This window comes from Gammaproteobacteria bacterium (assembly GCA_033720895.1).
GTDB lineage: Bacteria > Pseudomonadota > Gammaproteobacteria > Natronospirales > JAJUFS01 > JAWWBS01.
This window is the reverse complement of the sequence record JAWWBS010000086.1, coordinates 1-6,278: the sequence shown is the minus strand read 5'-3', so window position 1 is coordinate 6,278 and position 6,278 is coordinate 1. Positions and strand designations below refer to the sequence as shown.

At 61.7% G+C, this 6,278-nt stretch carries 6 protein-coding genes; 5 read left to right on the top strand and 1 reads right to left on the bottom strand.

What is annotated here, in order from left to right; all coding sequences use genetic code 11:
* Positions 1 to 1,395 (bottom strand): pyruvate dehydrogenase (acetyl-transferring), homodimeric type (gene aceE / locus R3217_10005; GenBank protein MDX1455778.1); only part of this gene is annotated, 1,395 nt, incomplete at its 3' end.
* 294 nt (positions 1,396 to 1,689) lie between these two features.
* Here aceE and R3217_10000 point away from each other — a divergent pair.
* The 5 genes from R3217_10000 to R3217_09980 all read left to right on the top strand — a co-directional run.
* Entirely contained in the window at positions 1,690 to 3,111 is a 1,422-nt protein-coding gene (locus R3217_10000; protein ID MDX1455777.1) for a leucyl aminopeptidase family protein, read from the top strand.
* 107 nt (positions 3,112 to 3,218) lie between these two features.
* Complete coding sequence (gene pyrC / locus R3217_09995; GenBank protein MDX1455776.1) at positions 3,219 to 4,256, top strand: dihydroorotase; 1,038 nt, start codon at positions 3,219 to 3,221, stop codon at positions 4,254 to 4,256.
* Between the two features lie 18 nt (positions 4,257 to 4,274).
* Positions 4,275 to 4,937: a ribonuclease T gene (gene rnt / locus R3217_09990; protein MDX1455775.1), complete on the top strand. Its 663-nt coding sequence runs from the start codon at positions 4,275 to 4,277 to the stop codon at positions 4,935 to 4,937.
* Positions 4,938 to 4,939: 2 nt separating this feature from the next.
* Positions 4,940 to 6,061: a histidine decarboxylase gene (locus tag R3217_09985; GenBank protein ID MDX1455774.1), complete on the top strand. Its 1,122-nt coding sequence runs from the start codon at positions 4,940 to 4,942 to the stop codon at positions 6,059 to 6,061.
* Positions 6,058 to 6,278: hypothetical protein (locus R3217_09980; GenBank protein MDX1455773.1), on the top strand; the 221-nt coding region annotated here is incomplete at its 3' end. The genes R3217_09985 and R3217_09980, both read left to right, overlap by 4 nt.

Below are 6,278 nucleotides of genomic sequence, written 5' to 3'. Positions count from 1 at the left end.
CTGCTTGCGGCGTTCCATCAGGTACTTGTACTCGCGGCTGTCCTTCTTGAACGTCAGGAACGGAATCTCGCCGCTGTCGATCTGCTCGTCACTGACCGGCACGTTGAAACGGTCACGCACCCACTTCAGGTCGTCGGCATCGAGTTTCTTCTTCTGGTGCGCGCCCATCTGGCCTTCGGCTGCCTTGCCGAGACCGAAACCCTTCACCGTCTTGGCGAGGATGACCGTCGGGCGGGTGCCGGCATGGTTCTCGGCGCGATCGTAGGCCGCGTAGACCTTGCGTGCATCATGACCGCCGCGGTTGAGTTTCCAGATGTCGTCATCCGACATGTTGGCAACCATCTCCTTCAGCTCGGGATAACGACCGAAGAAATGCTCGCGGACGTAATCACCGCCCTTGGACTTGAAGTTCTGGTAGTCGCCGTCGACGCACTCTTCCATGACCTTCTTCAGCAGGCCGTTCTTGTCCTTGGCCAGCAGCGGATCCCAGCGACCGCCCCAGATGACCTTGGTCACGTTCCAGCCGGAACCGGCGAAGTCGGATTCCAGTTCCTGGATGATCTTGGAGTTGCCGCGCACCGGGCCGTCGAGCCGCTGCAGGTTGCAGTTAATGACGAACACCAGGTTGTCGAGCTTTTCGCGCGAAGCCAGCGAGATGGCGCCGCGGGATTCCGGTTCGTCCATTTCGCCGTCGCCGAGGAAAGCCCAGACCTTGCGCTCTCCCGGCTTCAGGAAGCCGCGGTTCTCCAGGTACTTCATGAAGCGTGCCTGGTAGATCGCCATGATCGGACCGAGGCCCATCGACACGGTCGGGAACTGCCAGTAGTCCGGCATCAGCCACGGATGCGGGTAGGACGACAGGCCCTTGCCATCGACTTCCTCGCGGAAGTGCTTGAGCTGTTCTTCGGAAATGCGGCCTTCCAGGAAGGAACGCGCATAGATACCCGGCGAGGAATGGCCCTGGATGTAGACCAGGTCGCCCCAGTTGTCCTTGGTCGGCGCTTTCCAGAAATGGTTGAAGCCGACTTCGTACATGACCGCGGCAGAAGCGTAGGACGCCATGTGGCCACCGAGCTCGGTACCCTTGCGGTTGGCATGCACCACCATCGCCATGGCATTCCAGCGCAGGTAGGCCTCGATACGCTTTTCAATTTCGCGGTCGCCCGGGTACTGCGGCTCCTGCGACGTCGGAATGGTGTTGAGGTAGGCAGTCTCCGCGGAGTACGGCAGGTAGGCACCCTGGCGACGCGCATGGTCCACCAGCTGTTCCAGCAGCCAGTGCGCGCGGTCGGTGCCATGCACGTTCAATACGGCATCAAGAGACTCCAGCCATTCCCTTGTTTCCTGCGGATCGACATCGTTGTTGCTGTCGTTCGGTCGACGTTCGTCGCTCATGGAAAATCCTTGTGGTGTTTTCGTTATGTCTTCTTGTGTTTTCAGTCGTCGGCTGTTGGTCGCCTGCCGCGACAAAATTCGAGAGTGGTGCCGAAAATTCAAAAGATAAAGGCGCCGAAATTGGCGCCTGCTCGCAGCCGGATCATTGCCGGATCATTGCCTGGGCCACGAGACGATATCTGCAACCTGATATGATCGGGTTTCGGACAATTCAGGTCAAGGTAAAACAACATGCACGCAGCCCTTCCCCAGCCCGCAAAAGTCTCGGTAAATCAATCGACAAGCGCACTTTCCATGGCCGCCTTCAAGCGCGCCGACCACCTGCTGGTGGTCCAGGAAAAGGGGGCGAGGAATGTCCTGCCCACCGGCCTGCCGAAAGCGGCAGCCGAGCACCTGAAAAAGACCCTGGGCGCCAAGGCCGGCAATCGCAGCCTGCCGGCGGGAGACATCATCGCGACTTTCGCGACGATCGCTCCCGATGCCACCCCGTTCGAGAGCCTTGAAGCAGCCCGCGGCTGGGTAAAAACGGCCCGCAGCCACAAGGCAGCGAGGCTCGCGCTGGATGTTTCCACCCTCGATGCTGCGCTCGCAGCACAGGTCATCGAGGCCGTGACCGCCGCGATCCTGGCGGTCGAGTTCGAAATGCCGAAGCTCAGCAACAGCAAATCCACCTTCAAGCCGGTGATTCGCTCGCTGGCAACGTTTGGCTCGAAGAAAGTCGACCTGAAGCGGACCCTGGCAGCAGCGGAAGGCACCAACATCGCCCGCTGGCTGACCGCCCTGCCGCCGAACGTGCTGACACCCGGCCAGTACCACAAGTACGTCAAGGAGCTGGCGAAGACCTACGGCTGGAAGCTGGACTTCCTCGGTCATGCCGAGTTGAAGAAAAAGAAGGCCGGCGCCTTTCTCGCCGTGGTGCAAGGCAGCCCGGTCAAGGATGCCGGCATTGCGCACCTCTCCTACACGCCGAAATCGACCGCCCACAAGTCCAGCCCACTGGCGCTGGTCGGCAAGGGCATCTGCTATGACACCGGTGGCACCAACCTGAAGAACGCGTCCGGCATGTACGGCATGCATGGCGACATGCAGGGCTCGGCGGTAGCACTTGGCAACCTGATCGCACTGACGAAACTCGGCGTGAAATACCCGATCGACTGCTGGCTGGCGCTGGCCGAAAATCACATCGGCTCCAAGGCCTACAAGCAGAATGACGTGGTCACCGCCTCCGATGGCACCACCATCGAAGTCGTGCACACCGACGCCGAGGGTCGCATGGTGCTGGCCGACACACTGGCCATTGCGTCGACCCATCGTCGCAAGCCCGGCCTGATCATGGATTACGCCACGCTCACCGGCGCCTGCGTGTATTCCCTGGGCTCGAGCTACTCCGGCGCATTCACGAATCGACCGGATGCCATCCCGGCGTTGATGGAAGCCGGCGAATCCAGTGGCGAGCGCGTCTGGCCTTTCCCGCAGAGCCGCGACTACGACAAGCAGCTGAAAAGCGACATCGCCGACATCAAGCAATGCCTGATCCCCGGCGAAGCCGACCACATCCTGGCGGGCCGCTTCCTGAACCACTTCGTCAAGAACGACACGGCCTGGGTGCATATCGACCTGTCCGCCGGCGAGCACAAGGGCGGCCTGGGCCACGTGCCCTCGGCCCAGACCGGCTTTGGCGTGCGCTTTACGGTGGAATTCCTGCGGAAACACTGATCTTCGCTGCAGATTCAGCGCTGCGGAACTGATTCGGAGCCCTCATTCCTTTAGAATGAGGGCCCGCTTCACTGCACCCCGGGTAAATACCCGGAAAACGGAACACGATGGAAACGCTCAAGATCACCCGCCCCGACGACTGGCACCTGCACCTGCGCGATGGCTCGCAGCTGGGCAGCGTCGTGGCCTTCACGGCAAAGCAATTCGCCCGCGCCATCATCATGCCGAACCTCAAGCCGCCGGTGACCACCACCGAGCAGGCCGGCGCATACCGCGACCGCATCCTGGCCGCATTGCCGGATGGACTGGCTTTCGAGCCGCTGATGACCCTCTACCTGACGGACAACACCACGCCGGAAGAAATCCGCAAGGCGAAAGACTCAGGCTTCGTGCACGCGGTAAAGCTCTACCCCGCCGGCGCGACGACCAATTCCGATGCCGGCGTGACCGACATCACCAAGGTCGAAGACGCGCTGGCCGCCATGGCCGAGGTTGGCCTGCCGCTGTGCGTGCATGGCGAAGTCACGGCCGATGCCATTGACGTGTTCGAGCGCGAAGCGCGCTTCATCGACGAGGTGCTGGCACCGCTGCATGCGCGCCTGCCGGAACTGAAGATCGTGTTCGAGCACATCACCACGGCCCAGGCCGTGAAGTTTGTCGACGGTGCGTCGGACAAGGTCGCCGCGACCATCACGCCGCAGCATCTTCTCTACAACCGCAATGCGCTGTTCAAGGGCGGTATCCGGCCGCATTACTACTGCCTGCCGATCCTGAAAACCGAGCCGGATCGCGAAGCCTTGCTTTCCGCCGCAACCAGCGGCAGCCCGAAATTCTTCCTCGGCACCGACAGCGCACCCCATGCGCGCCATGCCAAGGAAAACGCCTGTGGCTGCGCCGGCATCTTTTCCGCGCACGCCGCGATCGAGCTTTATGCCGAGGCCTTCGAAGACGCCGGTGCGCTTCCCAGGCTGGAAGGCTTTGCCAGCCACTTCGGCGCCGACTTTTATGGCCTGCCGCGCAACAGCGATGAAATCACGCTGAACCGCGATGCCTGGACACCGCCTGACGCCTATCCCTACGGGGACACAGAAATCGTGCCGTTCCGTGCCGGCGAAAGCCTGCGCTGGAAACTGGCCACCCGCTGAAACTAGAAAAGGATTTACATGAACAACCCCCACGCCCTGGGCGAGGAACAGGCAAAGATGATGGCCAACCGCTTTCGCGGTTTCCTGCCCGTGGTCGTTGACGTCGAGACTGGCGGCTTCAATGCCAGCACCGATGCGCTGCTGGAAGCCTGCGCCGTCATGTTGCGTTTCAACGAGAACGGCGACCTGGAACGCCACTCCTCGCACATGTACCACGTCGAACCCTTCAAGGGCGCGAACATCGAACAGGCTGCATTGGATGTCACCGGCATCAAGCCCGACCATCCGCTGCGCCCCGCCATTCCCGAGGACGAAGCGATGCGACGGCTGTTCCGCGAAGTGCGGGCAGAGGTGAAAGCGCATGGCTGCAATCGCGCCGTGCTGGTCGGTCACAACAGCTGGTTCGATCTCAGTTTCGTGAACGCCGCGGTTGAGCGCTGCAATATCAAGCGCAACCCCTTCCATCCCTTTTCCAGCTTCGATACCGCGACACTGGGCGGCGTGGCCTTCGGCCAGACCGTGCTGGCGCGCGCGGTCGACATGGCTGATCTTGGCTGGGACAGCAACGAAGCGCACTCGGCACTCTACGATGCCGAGAAGACGGCAGACCTGTTCTGCAACATCGTCAATCGCTTCAAGCCGATGTACGAATCGGCACTGCAGGACCGCCAGGGAATCTGACCGTGACCAGCTTGCCGAAAAGGTTGGCCGAACTGCTTGATCGCACCAGCGAACGGCGCGACAGCTATCTCGGTTACCCGGTCAGCAAGGATTTCGATTACTCGGAGCTGGCGGATTTTCTCAAGGTGCCGCTGAACAACCTCGGCGACCCCTTCACCGCCTCCACCTGGCAGGTCGACAGCCGCGAGTTCGAGCGCGAGGTCGTGGAGTTTTTCGCGAAACTGATGCGCGCCGAGGAAGATGACTGGTGGGGTTACGTCACCAATGGCGGCAGCGAAGGCAATCTCTACGGCCTGTACCTGGCGCGCGAGCTGTACCCGAACGGCATCGTGTATTTCTCCGAGGAAACGCATTACAGCGTCTCGAAGAACGTGCACCTGCTCGGCATGCGCCACATCATGATTCGCACGCAGGCCAACGGCGAAATCGATTACGACGACCTGCGCGAGACCATCCGGGTGCATCGCGACGTGCCACCGATCATCTTTGCCAACATCGGCACGACCATGACCGAGGCGCGCGACGACATCGCCCGCATCCAGCAGATCATGCGCGATCTCGCCCTGCCCCAGCACTACATCCATTCCGATGCCGCCTGGATCGGACCCGCGGCGCCGTTCATGGATCCGAAGCCGGCGTTCGACTTTGCCGATGGCGCGGATTCGATTTCGATGTCCGGCCACAAGTTCATCGGCTCGCCGATCCCCTGCGGCATCGTGCTGGCCCGCAAGCACCACGTCGATCGCATCGCCCGCTCGATTGCCTACATCGGCGCGCTGGATACCACCATCACCGGCTCCCGCAATGGCCTCACGCCCTTGTTCCTGTGGCGCGCCATCGATCGTTACGGTCGCGAAGGATTGCAATCGCGCGCGCATGAAGCTGTCACATTGGCGGAATACGCTGAAGAGAAGCTCAAGGCTGCCGGCATCGATGCCTGGCGCAACCCGGGCGGCATGACCGTCGTCTTCCCGGCCGCACCCGCAGCCGTGAAGGAACGCTGGCAGCTGGCAACGGCCAAAGGCATTTCGCACATCATCACCGTGCCCGGCGTGACCCGGGAGCAGATCGACGCGTTCGTGCGCGATCTCGTCGAATCGACTGACAAGGAGCAACTGGCATGAAAGGCATCACCGTCGTGACCGAAGACCGCAAGGGACTGATCGCCGAACTTTCCAGCCAGCTGGAAGCCGGTGGTGTGAACATCCTGTCCATCAACGCCCGCGAAGAAGACGGCACGGCCTACGTGGCGCTGGAAGTCGACAAGTACGACGAAGCGCTGGCCGTGCTGCGCGATGGCGCCTACCACGCCGTGCCGGAAGAAGTGCTGGTCATTCGCAT

Coding starts and splice junctions, on each gene's coding strand:
- R3217_10000 (MDX1455777.1), top strand. CDS start 1,690: ATGGCCGCCTTCAAGCGCGCCGACCACCTGCTGGTGGTCCAGGAAAAG.
- pyrC (MDX1455776.1), top strand. CDS start 3,219: ATGGAAACGCTCAAGATCACCCGCCCCGACGACTGGCACCTGCACCTG.
- rnt (MDX1455775.1), top strand. CDS start 4,275: ATGAACAACCCCCACGCCCTGGGCGAGGAACAGGCAAAGATGATGGCC.